General features: G+C 30.7%; 10 protein-coding genes and 1 riboswitch. Of the genes, 6 read left to right on the top strand and 4 right to left on the bottom strand.

Annotated features, from left to right (window positions below; genetic code table 11):
- The first annotated feature begins 587 nt into the window (after positions 1-587).
- The 4 genes from WHD08_RS14315 (at position 588) to WHD08_RS14300 (ending at position 6,843) form a co-directional block, all read left to right on the top strand.
- Complete coding sequence (locus WHD08_RS14315; protein ID WP_208890356.1) at positions 588-4,577, top strand: T9SS type A sorting domain-containing protein; 3,990 nt, start codon at positions 588-590, stop codon at positions 4,575-4,577.
- An 18-nt stretch (positions 4,578-4,595) separates the two neighbouring features.
- Entirely contained in the window at positions 4,596-4,763 is a 168-nt protein-coding gene (locus WHD08_RS14310) for a hypothetical protein (protein ID WP_208890357.1), read from the top strand.
- Between the two features lie 198 nt (positions 4,764-4,961).
- Positions 4,962-5,846 carry a LysR family transcriptional regulator gene (locus WHD08_RS14305; protein WP_208890358.1) on the top strand — a complete coding sequence of 295 codons (885 nt, stop codon included), beginning with the start codon at positions 4,962-4,964 and terminating at the stop codon, positions 5,844-5,846.
- 76 nt (positions 5,847-5,922) lie between these two features.
- Positions 5,923-6,843: a YeiH family protein gene (locus WHD08_RS14300; protein ID WP_208890359.1), complete on the top strand. Its 921-nt coding sequence runs from the start codon at positions 5,923-5,925 to the stop codon at positions 6,841-6,843.
- Positions 6,844-7,012: 169 nt separating this feature from the next.
- On the opposite strand, the gene WHD08_RS14295 is transcribed toward WHD08_RS14300, so the two are convergent.
- The 4 genes from WHD08_RS14295 to WHD08_RS14280 form a co-directional block, all read right to left on the bottom strand.
- On the bottom strand, positions 7,013-8,131 hold the full coding sequence (locus tag WHD08_RS14295; protein WP_208890360.1) for a hypothetical protein: 1,119 nt from the start codon (positions 8,129-8,131) through the stop codon (positions 7,013-7,015).
- A gap of 40 nt (positions 8,132-8,171) precedes the next feature.
- Entirely contained in the window at positions 8,172-9,308 is a 1,137-nt protein-coding gene (locus tag WHD08_RS14290; protein ID WP_208890361.1) for a YncE family protein, read from the bottom strand.
- Positions 9,305-11,314 carry a TonB-dependent receptor gene (locus WHD08_RS14285; protein ID WP_208890362.1) on the bottom strand — a complete coding sequence of 670 codons (2,010 nt, stop codon included), beginning with the start codon at positions 11,312-11,314 and terminating at the stop codon, positions 9,305-9,307. Before WHD08_RS14285 ends, WHD08_RS14290 begins: the two co-directional genes overlap by 4 nt.
- A gap of 100 nt (positions 11,315-11,414) precedes the next feature.
- Positions 11,415-11,601, bottom strand: a riboswitch (cobalamin riboswitch).
- Positions 11,602-12,229: 628 nt separating this feature from the next.
- A complete protein-coding gene (locus WHD08_RS14280) occupies positions 12,230-12,898 on the bottom strand; it encodes a response regulator transcription factor (protein ID WP_208890363.1) in 669 nt (222 codons plus the stop codon).
- A 190-nt stretch (positions 12,899-13,088) separates the two neighbouring features.
- Here WHD08_RS14280 and WHD08_RS14275 point away from each other — a divergent pair, with 190 nt between their 5' ends.
- Both WHD08_RS14275 and WHD08_RS14270 read left to right on the top strand, forming a co-directional pair.
- The gene (locus tag WHD08_RS14275; RefSeq protein WP_208890364.1) at positions 13,089-14,285 is read left to right on the top strand and encodes an Ig-like domain-containing protein; all 1,197 of its coding nucleotides are present in this window, start codon (positions 13,089-13,091) and stop codon (positions 14,283-14,285) included.
- Positions 14,286-14,292: 7 nt separating this feature from the next.
- On the top strand, positions 14,293-15,153 hold the full coding sequence (locus WHD08_RS14270) for a hypothetical protein (protein WP_208890365.1): 861 nt from the start codon (positions 14,293-14,295) through the stop codon (positions 15,151-15,153).
- The last annotated feature ends 165 nt before the right edge of the window (positions 15,154-15,318 follow it).

Below are 15,318 nucleotides of genomic sequence, written 5' to 3'. Positions count from 1 at the left end.
CTTTTAATGAAATTTTGATTTAAAAACATTTATAATTCTTTAAGTAAGACAAAAGTTCTTTTAGACAATAACTTATTAACGTAGTAGCGTATCAAAACAGAATTCCTAAAGACATCATTTTAACTATTATAAAAATATATGATAAAATAAATATTGATGAGTTAGGTATTAAAATTTATAATCAAGCACAATTAACTCTATTTAATAAAAACCTACCAGTAGTTAGTAATTTTGCAATTATTGTAACAGAAGTTAGTTGGGGGACTACTTCTGGCTAATGTATTCCAACTGATCCAGAAGGGACACATTAACAATTACTGCTACTGGTTTTTTCAATTTGGGTGCTTAAAAAAACTACTATTAATAAAATTACTGGGGCAAAAAACATCCAAATTATTAATACTGCTTGTCCAGAACTAAAAGTAAAAAAGAAAATATAACTTAAATATTTTCTAATTAAACACTAACTAAAGAGCACGATAGCAAAGTGCGTAGTACATGCGTAGTTTTATCTACTCAACTCGTGCACTTCTAAATTAAAAAAAAGTAGACATTTGTATTAACATTTTTTTAACACAAAATAGAACATGAAAAATACAGTACACAAAGTATATTTTATTTTATTTTTTATTGGTTGCTTTCAGGTAAATGCACAAACAATAAACTATAAACAAGAAGCAACTAAAGAAAATAGTAATTTCTTTGAGATTGTAACTAAAACTAGAAAACAGTTTATAGAAAAAGGCAAAAACTCTAAAACTGCAGAAACTAGATTAGAAAAGAAAACCCGAAAATTATTTGAACGTTGGGCTTGGAGCTGGAAAGATAGAGTAAACTCTGACGGTACATTTCCTAAAAACCAAGTGAACAAAGAAGACTATTTAAACTTATTAGTAGACAATGCAAGTACAAAAGCAAAAACTTCTTCTACAACAAAAGCTTGGGAACAAATAGGCCCAACTGCAATAGTAAATAAAAACTATAATTTCGATTATCCAGGACCTGGTAGAGTAGATGTTGTAGCTGTAGACCCAAACAATGCTAATATCATGTATGTTGGTACACCTTCTGGTGGATTATGGAAAACTACAGATAAAGGAGTTACTTGGGCTTCAAAAACAGATCATTTATCTGGCTTAGGTGTTACCGATATTTTAATAGACACAAATAATACAAATATTATTTACATGGCAACGGGAGATAGAGACAGTAGCCACGTTAGTTCTATTGGACTGTTTAAATCTACAGATGCGGGAGAAACTTGGGTGCCAACCGGACTTACTTTTTCTTTATCTGAAAGTGAATTCATTAGAGATATAGCCTTTGCTCCTGGAACTACCACTACTATATTTGCTTTAACAAATGCTGATATAAGAAAATCTACAGATAGTGGTGCAACTTGGTCTAATATGTTTGTTACTAGTGATGGTACTAACCAAATTACTTACACTGCCAAATACCAATCGATGGTTTTTGACCCAAATGACGCAAACAAAGTTGTAGTTTCAGATTATTGGGATGCTATTTATTATTCTACAGACGGTGGAAATAACTTTAAAGTACATCCAGCTTTTCTAGGTGGTGAAAGCGCAAAAATATTAAGAATTACTGCTTCTCCTGCAGATAACGATTATTTTTATGGAATAAATCAAGATGGTGTTTTTAGAAAATATAATTTTGATTTTAATGACACGACAGCAGATATTGTTAAATCTACTCCTGTTACAGCACTTATTAATGGCACTGCAACACCATTTGATTCTCAAAGTGGTTATATACAATGTATTGCTGTTTCACCAGAAGACCCAGACAACTTAATGGTTGGTGGTGTACAAGGTTGGAAATCTACAGATAATGGAAATACTTTTTCTCCTGTTTTAAATGCATATACTTCTGCGGCAAACTTACCTGCAGGTCAAATTCACGTACATGCAGATCATCACTTTTTATTATTTACAGATGATACTCATATTATTAATGGAAATGATGCAGGACTTAGAATGGGACTTTTCTCACCGGGATCAGATGCAGATTTCCCTGATGTTTCTAGTGGTTTAATTATTACACAATCTTATAATATTGCTATTACTCACGGTTTAAACGGTGATGATTATATGATGGCAAACCAAGATAACGATGGTTTTTCTAAAGTTTTGAAAGATGGAGTTAGACAATGGGTTGCTGCTGTAGCAGGTGATGGTACAGGAACGGCAATTGACATTGAAAATCCTCTTATTAGATATTTAGGAGGAACAAACGGACAATTAAATAAAACGATTGATGGTTATGAATATGATTATGCAAGTGCAACACAAGTGTTACCATCAGATGCAACAAATGCTGCATTTATTTCTCCAATAAACGTACACCCTACTATTGCTGCAACAATTTATGCAGGACACGGAGATGTAAAAAAATCTATAGATAGAGGAGCTAATTGGACTGCACTTGGTACAGGTTTAACACATACAGAATTTTTAGATGTTTCTCTTAACAATGCTTCAGTTAGAATATTTGCCATTGGTGAAGTTGCAGAAGTTTCAACATTAAAAAGAAGTGTAGATGACGGTGCAACTTGGTCTACAATAGCAAGCCCAAGCGGAGTAACTATAAACAGTGTATATGGTGTACCTAACACAAATACAGTATATGCAACAGTTAAAAGTTATAGTGCAGGAAACAAAGTCTACAAGAGTTTAAATAACGGAACTACGTGGACAAACATAAGTGGTGATTTGCCAAATATTATTACATTTAAAATAATATTAGATCCTAACAAAACCAACGAAACTATTTATTTAGCAACGGAAATTGGTGTTTATTTTACAGATAACTCAACTACTAATTGGGCTAAATTAGGAACAGGTTTACCAAACGTAAGAATAAGCGATATTGAAGTAAGTGCAAATAATGGTAACGTATATGTAGGTACTTTTGGTAGAGGTATGTGGGTGTATAATGATCAAAAATATTTTGATAATATAGATGACTCTAAATGGTCTACAACAAATAACTGGGAAGGTAAAAATTTACCTACTAATGGAGACGATGTTTTAATAAAAGCAGGCGAACAAGTAGTTTTAGATTCTGAAGGTGCAGTTGCAAACTCTGTAGAAATTGCAAATACTGGTTATTTAGATATTTATAAAAATGCTGATTTAACCATTGAAAATAATTTTGATTCTACAAATAATGGTTTATTTGTGTATTCTGATGCAGCTGATAGTGGAACTTTAATTGTAAAAGGAAATAGCACTGGTAACATTACCTATGTAAGAGGTGGTTTATTAGCTACTCAATGGAGCCTTATTACGCCTCCTGTATCAGGACAAAAAGTAAAAGATTTTGCTTTAAATATGGCTAATGATATTAGAACAAACTCAGATTCTCCTGCTAAATATGCAATTGCAAAATATAATGATGCAAATGCAACTGGTGCTAAATGGGAATATTTTGATGTAAACATTGGTGCTGCTGTAGAATTTGATAAAGGTAATGGATACTCTATTTCTAGAGGAACTGAAGGATCACTTAATTTTAATGGTACCTTAGAAACAAATACTTTAAACGTATATGCTGCACACGGAAAATGGGTGGCAGTTGGTAACCCTTACACAGCATATTACCCTGCTAATAAAGGTGGTTCTGGAGATTTTGTACAAGATAATATGGCTAAACTAGCTATAGATGCTCCTGCTGTTTATGTTTGGGAAAATAGCCAAGCTAAATATGTTGCTCACTCTGCAGAATCTACTACAACTAAAGTATTAGCTCCAGGGCAAGGATTTTTTATAAAAATGAAGCCTTCTGGAACTGATGAAATGGTTGTTTTTAACAACACAAAAATAGGAACTAAAACAGCTCTTACAGGAGATCATACTTTTAATAAAAGTGCTACAACAACACCTTATATTAAATTATATGTTGCTAAAGGAAACTTAAAAGTAAATACAGATGTTGTGTTTTCTGAAAACGCAACTGTAGGTTTTGATGCTGGTAAAGATATTATCAATTTTAATTCTTCAGAATTTGATTTAACAACTAAATTGTTAGACAACTCTACAGATACAGATTATACCATTCAGGCAATTCCTAATAACAATTATGAAAACCAAGTAATTTCATTAAACCTTAAAGGAAAAGCAAATGAAAAAATTACTTTTTCTGCATTAAATAGTAATTTACCAGAAGGAATGAAGGTTTTCTTAGAAGATAAAGAAACTAGTAGCTCATATGAGTTAAGCAATACAGAAAACTACACGTTAACATTAATTAGTGATGCTAGTGGTTTTGGACGTTTTTACGTATATTTCTCTACACAAGCATTAAGTGTAATTTCTGATGATGTAACAAAAGTTCAGATTTATAATCAGAATAATTTCTTACAAATAAAAGGAGCAAATGCAAGAGCTTTAAAAATTGATTTATTTGATCTTAATGGTAAAGTTATTTTAAATCAAAACCAATCTACAGATAAATACAGTCCTATTAATTTAAATAGTTTTTCTAAAGGAGTTTACTTAGTAAAAGTTACTACCGATGGAAAATCTGTTTCTAAAAAAATAATTATAGACTAACCTCTTAATAATAAACTCATGAATATTAAAAGTGAAAATAAAATAGACAGAAAAGAAGCTTTAGAAAAGATAGGGAAATATGGCAAGTATGCAGCTTTAACAGCTTTAGGTACTTACCTGATTTTAAGTCCTCAAAAAGCACAAGCCTCATCAGCAGCTCCAGAAGATCTTGGAGTAGGATTCTAACACATTCTTAAAACTCGATACTATTTCTAGTATCGAGTTTTTTATTTTAATTCAAACCCAAAAATGAATTTACAGCTTGCAAACTTGTAAAAACTACAATAAAATTATACATCAAAATAAGATTACACGTACCTTTAGGCTATCAATAAAATAATAGATTCATTTTATTTATAATTCTATTTTATACCTAAACAGTTAATGCATACAAAACTTCTTATTTTTAAAACCGTTGCAACCTATTTAAGTTTTACAAAAGCTGCTGAGCAATTATTTATATCGCAGCCTGCTATTTCTAAGTCTATTAGAAATTTAGAAGAAGCCTATAAAACTACCTTGTTTTTAAGAAAAAGAAACTCCATAGAATTAACTAATGAAGGGAAGGCATTTTTAATCTACACCAATAAAATTTTAGAAATTTATGCAGAAATGGAAAATCAATTTTTGCATAAAAATGAAAACCATCCAGATTTAATAAATTTTGGTGTGAGTACCACTTTGGCAAATTATATTATGCCAAAAGTAATTGCAAAATTTAGAACACAATTCCCTAATACTAAGTTTGAAATAACTGCAGGAAATTCTGACGATATTGAAGAACTTATTCTAAACCAAACACTAAATTTCGGAATTATAGAAGGTAAAAACACCAATCGTAAACTACAATTTAGTAAGTTCATGAAAGATGAAATTGTTTTAGTTACAAATGCTAAAAACAACACTTTTAAGAAAGGAATTATTAGTTTAGAAGTCTTAAAAGAAATTCCGTTTATTATGCGAGAACTAGGTTCTGGAACCAAAGAAATAGTTGTAGAACATTTAAACAAACACCACATTAAAAAACTAAATACTGTGGTAACTCTAAACAGTACAGAGGCTATTAAAAATTACCTTTTAAATTCTGATAATTTTGCTTTTATTTCTATTCATGCTATTTCTGAAGAACTAACAAATAACAAGCTTAAAATAATTGACGTAAAAGACTTATCTATTGAGAGATGGTTTTATTTTGTTTCTAGAACAGGGTATCAATCTAACCTAATGAGTTACTTTGAAAAATACACTTTAAACAACTATAACTTTTAGTTATCTTAAACAATAAATTAGTTTGCTAAATAGTTATTCTAAGTCCCTAGTTTTGTATCGATAAATAAATCTCGATATGAAAACGACATTCCCTAAAATTATCTTTTTCTTAATTATAGTTTTTGCACTATTTAGCCCAATGAATAGCCCAACGGCTTTATTACTTGGTTTTGTATTTGCCATCATTTTTAAAAACCCTTTTAAATCTAAAAGCTATAAAGCCATTCATATTCTTTTAAAAGTAGCAGTAGTAGGTTTGGGGTTTGGAATGCTTCTTAAAGAAACATTGGCAACAAGTAAGCAAGCATTCAGTCTTACCTTTTTCTCTATTTTTTTAACAGTAAGTTTGGGTTTACTGCTTACAAAACTATTAAAGTTAGATAAAAAACTAGGTCATCTAATTACCTCTGGAACTTCTATTTGTGGCGGAAGCGCAATTGCAGCCATTTCTCCTGTTATTAAAGCAAATAGTAAAACGATAAGTGTTGCTTTAGGTCTTGTTTTTTTATTAAACTCTATAGCCTTGTTTGTTTTCCCTGCAATAGGACATTTTTTGCAGTTATCTCAAGAACAATTTGGAATGTGGTGTGCTATTGCCATACACGACACTAGTTCTGTTGTAGGTGCTGCTTTAAGTTATGGAGATGAAGCGCTAAGAATTGCTACAACTGTAAAACTATCTCGAACACTTTGGATAATTCCTTTAGCTATTTTATCTATGTTTATATTTAAAACAAAAGGAGAGAAAATTTCAATTCCTTATTTTATATTACTTTTTGTAGTCGCTATTTTTATAAATAGTTATCATTTAATTCCTACAGTAATTACCTCTGAAATTGTTTTTTACTCTAAAAGAACCTTGGTTGTAACCTTGTTTCTTGTAGGTTCTACAATTTCTATAAAAGACCTAAAATCAACAGGAATAAAACCGATTGTATTAGCTGTAAGCTTGTGGATATTTATCTCTATTTTTTCACTAATATACATCACACATTAAAAGTGATAAAATAAAAAAAGATTGTCTAAAAAGATATTTTTTGTCAATCTGAATTTATTTCAGATTCTTATGAAGATTGAACTTCAATAAGTTGAAATACTGAAACGAGTTCAGTATGACAAGATTTAATCTTTTTTAGACAACCTCTTTATTTAGTAAAATATACTATTTAATCATTTAACATGTTTAAATCTGCTATTCCTGTTACTTCTGTAGAAAGCTCACCTAACCACCCCATATTTTCTAGGATTCCTGTTTGAACTTTAATAAAATCGATTCCTGTTAAATTTACAGTATTTCCATCCTTATCTATTGCATCCGAAATATCTAATTTATCGCCTCCTGGAGTATTATCTGCATAACCATATTCAAAAGCGTTACTTTTAATCCAGCTAGGATTACTCATGTCAATATTATCATCTGTTAAAAGAGTCCCTGTAATTGTATAAGAATCTTCTGTAATAAATTCTGGATAAAATTTTGTTGATATCACACCATTATCCCCTTCACTATCTATCCAAGTTACAACTTCTGAATCTTCGTTAGGTCTAGAATAAGTTACACTATAATTTTTTATAGTCCCTTCGAAAGCATCTGCACTACCTTTAATTTCATACCAAGTATCATCTGCAATTCCATTTGCATTTTCATCTTGCATTACCCAAACAACACCGGGTTCTGCAAAACCAGAAAATGCATTTCCATACATCATTATATCAGCAGCATCTTCTGTATTTATAACGGTATGATCAAAAGTATAAGAAACAGCACCTCCCCATGCTCCTAAAGTAACCATTCCTTTTTTACCTTCTAGAGTTTTAGCTCCTTCTTCTGTACCTATTGAAGTATTAATTTTTTGCCCTGGAGCAGGTAAATAATCAATTAAAGTAGTAACATACAAATTACTTTCTTCTGTAATAGGACGAATTACAGCTGCTACTGAAATAACATATTCATGTGTAAATTCTCCTGCATCATTAGACGCAGTGTAAGACAAAACATAATCTCCAGAAGTTTCTGGAACAAAATCATAGGTAGATAAAGTAGAAACAATACTGTCTCCTAAATACCATTCTTCTAAATATTCTGTTTCATTAATTTTTGTAGCAGAAAAATTAATTGTTTCTCCCATTAACATTTCTACACTATTACTTTCTTCTGATAATTCAATTTCTGGTAAAACACTATAAAGGTCTAGTTCTGATGTACAAGATGTTGCCATTATTGCTAAAAAGCAAGGAATAATAAACGCTACACGTAGTTTTAAAGTTTGGATAATTTTCTTCATGTTTTTAATTTAAAATTTGATATTTGGGTTATAATTATTACTAGTTAAATACTACTTTGTTAGGAATATCTCCTGTTTCTACAGACCATTTAAAAGCACCTTCAGAAGAAAAACAATACAGTGTTCCTGGTGTTACATAATCTTTAGCGTCTGTAATTAGAATGTCTTTCGTTTCTGGATTTATCGTAATTCCATAAGGAATTTTTATAAGATCTTTGTCTTCATCTGAAATAAAAGAATCAGTAAGAATGGTTTCTGTTTTTGTATCTAACCTGTTATAAGAAATGGTGTTTTCTCCTGTTACATAACTAAATTCTGTGCTGTAGATATACATAATATCATCAAAAATGGTCATATTACTAACAGCCAAATCAAACGATTCTGTCACTTCATCGATGGCTGTATCAATTACAAAAAGTTTAGAAGGCGTTTCATAATAATCTCCTCTAGAAGAAACATAAATATCTCCTTCACTATCAATTTGCATACGATGAAGATTGATTTCTACCTCTATTCGTTTTGTTTCTTCGAAACTTGCAATATCAACCACAGAAACCGTAGATTCATAATTTGGCGGACTATAACCTCCTGAATTTGCCACATAAATTTTATCATTATGTATTACCAATTCTTCGGGCTGCCTACCTACATTAACAGAACGCGTAACACTAAGACTTGTAGTATCAATTTCCATAATTTTTCCGTTTGCAGCGTCCGGATCCCCAATAACACCTAAGTAAGTTGTTAAATACGCTTTTCCGTTGTAAAACTTTATGTACCTGCAATTATCAACATTTATTTGTTTAATTTTTTTTCGAGTATTTACATCTAAAACTTCTACTTTATTAGACGCATTTACAACCACATATAATTTAGAACCATAAATTCCCATATCATTTCCAACATCACCCAAACCACCAACTTCTTCTGGATTTGCTGTCCTAAAAACTTCTTTTTCGTAAATTCCAGTTTCAAAATCCATATAATCTAAAGCTGCTTTATTCATAGACATGTTTCCTTCATTCAATAAATAAAACCCTTTTAAATCAGCTATAGGTTCTGTAGGAATTTCTGGAGTTATGGAGTCATCAAAATTCTCATTGCTACTACATGCATTGAAAAAAAGTACAACAGCTAAAGCTGATGCAATCTGTACACTTAATTTTCTTTTGTTCATAATAAAAAATTTAAAGTAAAACGATAGGATCTCCCAGGCATTGGGAAGTTTTTTACTACCGCATATTGTTGATTAAACACATTATTTACTGCTACTAAAACCTTTAATTTCTTTCGATTAAATAATAGCGTTTTGCCTAAACTTAAATCGTGTGTAAACCACGGATCTAAATAATTAGAACTGATGTTTGCCTTTTGGCTATATCTTTCTCCTGTATAAATAAAACTGTAATTAAATTCTATTTTTTTGTAATCTATCATAGCACTTATACTACCGCTATGAACTGGTATGTACGGAATTTGATCTCCGTAGTTACTAGCGTCAGCAGTAGCATCTATAGATTCTTGGTACGTATAACTTAAGTTTGTAGTGTATTTAAATTTCTCACCTAGACTCCCACTCGATTTTATATTTGTTTCTATTCCGGTTGTTTCTACTTTGCCTAAATTAAACATAGACCAACGGAATAAATTAGCGCCAGGAATCGCAACAATTTTGTTGTCTATCCAAATTTTATACACATCTGTTTGTACATCAAATGCTGTTTTTTTAAAGTCCGTTTGGTAAGAAAACCCCAAATTTACCTGAGTCGCATCTTCTGGGTCTAAAAAAGTATTTCCGATAAACGTATAATACAAATCATTAAAAGTGGGTTGTCTAAAAATTTCTTTATAAAAACTCCTTATCCTAAATTTATTAGAATTAAAAGGTTGCCAATTCATCATAATTGTAGGTGAGTACTTTTGCAAATCTTCTGCAGCTTCGTAATACAATACAGTTTCATCTACCGTTGTACTTAAAAGACTTGCTTGAATGTGGATTTTATCAAAATTAAAATCAGCAGCTAAAGCTGATAAAAGCGTGATTCTTTTAGGATATGAAAATCTGTACAAATTCGCATCCATCGTATTCTTTTGTAAGTCTGTTGCCAAGGATAATTTCCAAAAAGGTAAAACCTGAAACGTATTTACCATCGATAGATAATATTCTTCTTGTGTATATCTATTATCTAGTTCTCCATCCACTTTTATAATTTCTGGATCTACGTAACGAGAATAATTATGCGCATATTTACCTCTTAACACAAAAAAGTAAGAGTCGTTTACATGCTTCGTAAATGCTCCTTGTAGAAAATTATTTTGATCCCATAAACGTTGCGGACGCTTAAAACGATTGGCAACGATGGCTCCAGGTAAACCACGTTCAGAATCATAGTGATATAATTTCACGTTCCAATTATTCTTAATTCCATTCGAACCATGTAAAGACGCTTCTGCCCTAAAAGATTCGATATCGGCATTATTACGTGTTGCTATTGTATCATAACTTCCGTTTGTATATCTAAACTTATACTTTCCGTTGGCATTGAGATATTCTGTACTAAGGCGAGCACTTAAATGCTCATTTATCTTAAAATCTACATCTGCAGAGGGATTTACCAAACCAAACGAACCTGTTTTTAAACTGACATTTGTATTCACCTTTTTTCCTTCTGAAAATTGAGGAGTTTTAGACTTTAAATAAATACTATTGGAAGAAGCATACGATTTAGCAGATTGATCTAAATCTGAACGTTGCCCTTGATACAATGAAACAGCTTCCATGTTTTGCACAGAATATTTACCTAAATCTATTTGTCCGTTTTGTGCGTTTCCAAGCTGAACACCATCATAAAAAACTCCGGTATGTTGTGAGCCCATTCCTCTCACATTTATGGTTTTTATTCCTCCAATTCCGCCATAATCTTTTAATTGAACTCCGCTAAAAAAACGAATAGCATCTGCAACACTAGCATTACTTAAACGACTTAAAGTTTTCCCCGTTAAAGTCTGAACAGTAACTGGAGAAAAATGTATTTTAAGCTTCTCTTTATTCGTTATTAAAAAGATTTCCTTAAGCTGAACTGCTTTTGTAGAATCTATTTTTTGGGCATGTAAAACACCTGAATTACAGCATCCTATAATCAAAAATATAGCCCAAAAAGAATGTAAAAAAGAATTCCTCATACTTAAATTTTGCGTACGAGGATAGAATAAGAGAAGTGCTACGTATCTAAATAATAGATATGCAGATTCCTAATTCTAGCTTCAATCCTCGAAAGCTTAATGAATTATTAAAAAAATGGCAGGTCTTCTGACTTACTCCTTCCACCCAGTCTTCCCATTCTTTCGAAAAGTGACTATTCGGGTTTCAACTTTAGAGCTTACAGCTGCGGGACAGTTCTAGAATTAAACTAGATTCCCATTTTAATATCAAGTTTTTAAACTTGATAACCATTCTTAGTTAAAAAATAAAGTACAAATTTATCTACTTTTCAGGAATAAACAACACGCTTTTATTGTTTATTTCTAAACAACCTCACTATTGATTAAAACCTAAAAAAAGCACAAATAATTTGAATAAAAAGCATCAATAATGCTACTTTGTTGAAGTAAAAAAAATGACTAATTAGAAAGGCAGAAAATACCCTTTAGAGAATAAAATACTTAAATATAAACTATGATAAAGATCAATAGTTTCAAAATTTAAAAGCCGTATAAATATCTTATAGAAAAAAAACAACTCCAAATAAAATAACTTAATGACTGAAAACACTGTCCCCCAACAATATTAAAATACTCAAAAATTATAATAAATGAAGCTGTAATAAACTCATATATAAAATGGTATCTAAAAAACCACTGTACTTTTCTTTCAATTTATTTTTTGGTTTTCTAAAAAAATCAAAATCTTTAGAGAAACCTGATTACTACTTTTAAAACAAGGTTTCTAAAAAAAGCCTCACGGATTTCCGTAAGGCTCTCAATTAGAACTCTTTCCTTTTCAATAGTTTCTTTTCTAAATACTATTCAAATATATTCCAATAAAACATATAAATTTTACGGGTTTCCGTAAATAGCAGTTTTATATTTAAAAAAGAATTACACTAACCCAAAATCTTTAGCAATAGCAACCAAATGCGTTGGATTACTTGCATTAAAATGTTCCTTTAAAAATTTCAACCTTTTTTCTATAGCACTTATACTAGAGGGAAAACACCCTTTTTTTCTCAGGCTTTTACTTATTTCTTCTTGCAGTGATCCCATAGAAAGTGATGCTATTAAAAAAACATCAAAATCAGTAATCTCTAGAGCTTGCTTTGGATGAACCGTAGTATTTAATTCTGGCGAAATATAAAACTGATTTGTAGTATAAATTCTATGCATAGCATTCCTTAATTCTTTTAATCCGTTTCTATTCTTCCAAACATAGCCATCTATCTTTAGATTCTTATACAAGTGCTGAATTTTATAAGGTTTATCTTCAACAGAGAAAACAATAATCTTTAAATCTGAAAATTCTTTCCTAGTTTTATGTATTAACTCTTCTCCTGACTTTAATTCTTGCGGAGTTCCATCATTTTTAAAAGACAAATCAGAAATAATTAGATGGTAAGGAGCGTTGTTTAAATAAGCGCTTTTAATTTTAAAATACGCATCATCACAATACGAAACAAAATCTATATCTTTTATTCCTATTTCCTCTAAAGCTATTTTAATTCCGCTATTAATAACATCTATGTCTTCTGCGACCAAAACCTTTTGAAACATTTTTTACTTTTTAAAATGAAAATTTTCTTTTAAACTCCTCACTAATTCAATATCAAATTTAATTTTTCATTTTTTAGTTTTTATACGGGTTTCCATATTGTTAAGTACTTTTTTTTAAGAAAAAGTTAACTATTATAATGAGGACTGTAAACATTCGTTTTTTTCTACGACAGAATTTAAAATAAAAATAATGAGATCTTTACAATTTATTCTATTCCTTTCACTCATTTTTAATAGCTGTATTGAAGATGATATTATCGCAGATAATCAACCAGAAATATTAAGTTTTAACAACTCCATTACAGAACTTGGTATAAAAAATACGCATCTATACAACACAAAATACACTAATAATATAGGAGAAATAACAACTCCTCAAATTAATTGGAACAGCAGCAATGCTAACATTGTATCTGTTTCTAACACCGGCTTACTTACAGCACTATCCATAGGAACATCTGTAATTACAGCTTCTGTAACAACTGAAAGTGGAAGTATTATTACAAACGAAAACAATATAGAAGTTATAGCTGTTGATAAAAAACTAACAATAGATAATGTTATTGAAGAGATAATTATCTCTAAAACATACCAATACACTTCAACTTTTACAAATGAACTTGGAGAGATAGAAGATTTAAAAGTATCTTGGAATAGCTCTAACCCCTCTATTATTACGGTTTCTAACGAAGGCTTAATTACAGCTATTAGTGAAGGTACAGCAACCGTTACAGCAAGTACCACAACAGCAGACGGAAAAACAATTAGCACGGAAGATACAGTAGCGGTAGTAACTATAGACGAACGTATAAGTATTAATAACCCAATAGAAGAGTTAAACATAAACAATACCCACCAATACACCACAACATACACAAACAGTAGTGGAGAAACAGAGAATACTACTATTACTTGGCAAAGCTCTAACACAAACGTATCAACAGTTTCTAATACCGGCTTAATAACCGCAATTGCACCAGGAGAAGCTGTGATTTCAGCAACAGTAAACTCTTCTAATAACACGATTACAACCCAAGATACAGTAATTGTTATTGGCAACACCACTCAAGAAAAAACAGGAACTTTAAAAACATCAAGCAGTTATGAACTTAGAGGTGATTTTACTTTAAAAGAAATACCAAACACAAATGATTTAGAGTTAACAATTGACGAAAACTACAAGGCATCAGACAGACTACCTGGTTTATACTTATACTTTACCAATAATATAAATACAGTAGCAAATGCTAAAGAAATACAAAAAGTTACTGTGTTTGAAGGAGCCCACACATATATTATAAAAAATACAGGTATTAATGATTTTACACATTTATTATATTGGTGTAAACCATTTGGTGTAGACGTAGGAAATGGAGAAACTAAATAAAAGAAACATGAAAAAACATATCATTACATTCGTTTTAATAGTATTAGCAAGTAACATTAGTTTTGCACAATGGACTAAAGGGAAAGGAAAAGGGTATTACAAACTTGCAGGATGGCAATTACAGTATGATGAGCATTATACAGATACAGGAGCTAAAGACCCTAATAGAACTAGAACTTTGTTTAACACTAGTATCTATGCAGAATATGGGTTAAGTAATAAATTTGATGTTATTGCATACGTACCATTCTTTGCTAGCTCTTCTCAAAATAATCAAATTTCAGGTACTACAGGAGGAACTATTAGCCAAGGGGAAACAGTAAATTCTTTTGGAGATGTAGATTTAGGTATTAGGTATGGTTTATACAAGAAAGGAAATTGGGCTGCTGATATAAAACTAACATTAGGATTACCAACAGGTGATAATAATGGTGGTAGCGATGGTAGTTTTCAAAACGGAGATGGAGAATTTAATCAAATTCTATCATCATCTCTAGGTTACTCCACATCTTATAAAGACAAACCTGTTTATTTAAAATCTTATTTAGGTTACAACAATAGAAGTGAAGGTTTTTCTGATGAGCTTAGGACTGGCTTAGAAGCAGGAATCAATTTAATAAACAATAAACTTTGGCTAATTACAAGGTTAAATGTTGTAAAATCTTTTAAAAATGGATCATTAAATGCTACCAATAGTAATGGAAGTATTTTTGCAAACGATATTGAATACAGTAGTTTTGGTTTTGAAACAGCTTACTATATTACTAAAAAACTAGGTATTTCACTAGGCTTCGACTCAACTTTTTCTGGTAAAATAATAGCCGCAAGCCCTTCTTTCTCTGGAGGAATATTCTTAGATATAAAATAATTTTACATTATAAAGAGTAATTAAGAAAAGCCAAAATATGTATTTATTTTGGTTTTATTATTTTTAAGGATTAATCCCTTTAAATTTAGTGCAAACAAAAAAGAGGAATCATTTCTGATTCCTCTTTGCTTAGTAGCGGGAACTGGACTCGAACCAGTGACCTTC

Origin of the sequence: Polaribacter sejongensis (assembly GCF_038024065.1) — a bacterium.
Lineage (GTDB): Bacteria > Bacteroidota > Bacteroidia > Flavobacteriales > Flavobacteriaceae > Polaribacter > Polaribacter sejongensis.
The sequence above is the reverse complement of the archived record's forward strand: the minus strand, read 5'-3'. Positions and strand labels throughout refer to the sequence as shown.

What these genes read in the sequence shown, in the direction of transcription:
- WHD08_RS14275 (WP_208890364.1), top strand. Translation starts at nt 13,089, where the DNA reads ATGAGATCTTTACAATTTATTCTATTCCTTTCACTCATTTTTAATAGC.
- WHD08_RS14290 (WP_208890361.1), bottom strand. Translation starts at nt 9,308, where the DNA reads ATGAACAAAAGAAAATTAAGTGTACAGATTGCATCAGCTTTAGCTGTT.
- WHD08_RS14280 (WP_208890363.1), bottom strand. Translation starts at nt 12,898, where the DNA reads ATGTTTCAAAAGGTTTTGGTCGCAGAAGACATAGATGTTATTAATAGC.
- WHD08_RS14295 (WP_208890360.1), bottom strand. Translation starts at nt 8,131, where the DNA reads ATGAAGAAAATTATCCAAACTTTAAAACTACGTGTAGCGTTTATTATT.
- WHD08_RS14285 (WP_208890362.1), bottom strand. Translation starts at nt 11,314, where the DNA reads ATGAGGAATTCTTTTTTACATTCTTTTTGGGCTATATTTTTGATTATA.
- WHD08_RS14315 (WP_208890356.1), top strand. Translation starts at nt 588, where the DNA reads ATGAAAAATACAGTACACAAAGTATATTTTATTTTATTTTTTATTGGT.
- WHD08_RS14310 (WP_208890357.1), top strand. Translation starts at nt 4,596, where the DNA reads ATGAATATTAAAAGTGAAAATAAAATAGACAGAAAAGAAGCTTTAGAA.
- WHD08_RS14270 (WP_208890365.1), top strand. Translation starts at nt 14,293, where the DNA reads ATGAAAAAACATATCATTACATTCGTTTTAATAGTATTAGCAAGTAAC.
- WHD08_RS14300 (WP_208890359.1), top strand. Translation starts at nt 5,923, where the DNA reads ATGAAAACGACATTCCCTAAAATTATCTTTTTCTTAATTATAGTTTTT.
- WHD08_RS14305 (WP_208890358.1), top strand. Translation starts at nt 4,962, where the DNA reads ATGCATACAAAACTTCTTATTTTTAAAACCGTTGCAACCTATTTAAGT.